Here is a 1,259-nt window from a genome sequence, read left to right as displayed (position 1 = left end):
CGCCGTGGCCGCCCTGGCCGGGGTGCCCGTCCTCGGGCGGCTGCTCCTGGCACCCTGCGCGGCGGCCTCAGTCCCGGGGTCCGCCGGCGCAGGTCGCACCGAGGGTCAGCCCGGCCTCGTGCGCGAGGACGGCGGCGGCCGCCCGGTTGGTCACGCCCAGCCGCGCCAGGATGGAGCTCACATGGGCCTTCACGGTGCCTTCCACCACCCCCAGCCGGCGGGCGATCTGACCGTTGGACAGCCCGGCGGCGATCAGCGTCAGCACGTCCCGTTCCCGGGTGGTCAGGGCGGCCACCTGCTCCCGGGCACCGGCACGCCGGTCGGCGGGGCCGCCGGCCCCGGTGGCAGCCAGGTGGGCGACCACCCGGGCGGCCACCTTGGGTGAGAGGTAGGCGGCCCCTCCCGCTACCGCATGCACCCCGGCGAGCAGCTCCTCGGGCTCACCGGACTTGATCAGGAAGCCGTTCGCGCCGCCGCTGAGCGCGCGCAGGATGTAGTCGTCCTCACCGAAGGTGGTCAGCATGAGCACTCCGGTGGCCAGGCCACTCCGGCGGATCTCGGCGGCGGCCGTGATGCCGTCCGCCCCGGGCATCCGGATGTCCAGCACGGCAACGTCCGGCCGGTGGCGCCGGACCAGTTCGACGGCCTCCCGGCCGTCCCCGGCCTCGGCGACGATCTCGATGCCCGGGTCGGTGGCGAGCACCGCGCGCAGCCCGGCGCGGATCATCGGCTCGTCGTCGGCGAGCAGCACCCTGATCGGTGCGGTGGTCATCGGCGGCTCCTGTCGGTCGCTCGGTACGGAGGTGGTGAGAAAAGGGAAGCGCGTCAGTAGGTCAGGAGACGAGCACGTCGCGCGAGACCAGCCGGGAGTCCCGGAAGCAGAGCCGATAGGCGTCGCCGGCCCGGTCCACGAACAGCTCGGCGGTGATGGCGTAGTACGCGCACGAGACCCCTTCCCCCGACGGCGGCGCGGGCGTCGACGGCCCGCTCGGCGGGCGGTACGGCAGCCGGTGGCCCGGCAACAGCCGCTCGACCGCGGCCTGGTCCTGCCCGACCTGGAGGGAGGCGTAGACCTCCGGGCCCAGCACCGACAGGCCGACCACGTAGAACGTCCATACTCGCAGCGCGACGGTCAGCAGCACGGCCGTCGCCAGCGGGACGAGCACCACGGCGGCCAGCGTCCGACCCACCGTACGCCGGGCCCGGCGCAGTTCGCGCACCGGCCACGGCGGGGCGGTGGGCGCCGCCGGGACGGGCCC

The 1,259-nt window shown here is 75.3% G+C and carries 1 protein-coding gene and 1 pseudogene; both read right to left on the bottom strand.

Annotated elements, in window-relative coordinates; translation table 11 throughout:
* Nucleotides 1–67: 67 nt before the first annotated feature.
* The gene (locus KS423_RS45675) at nucleotides 68–772 is read right to left on the bottom strand and encodes a response regulator transcription factor (RefSeq protein WP_224285540.1); all 705 of its coding nucleotides are present in this window, start codon (nucleotides 770–772) and stop codon (nucleotides 68–70) included.
* A gap of 61 nt (nucleotides 773–833) precedes the next feature.
* A pseudogene (locus KS423_RS45670) lies at nucleotides 834–1,259 on the bottom strand (sensor histidine kinase); the annotation flags it as partial.

It is taken from the genome of Streptomyces sp. LS1784 (genome assembly GCF_020103755.1).
GTDB lineage: Bacteria > Actinomycetota > Actinomycetes > Streptomycetales > Streptomycetaceae > Kitasatospora.
Note: the sequence above shows the minus strand (reverse complement) of the source record. Positions and strands in the feature narration are given on the sequence as shown.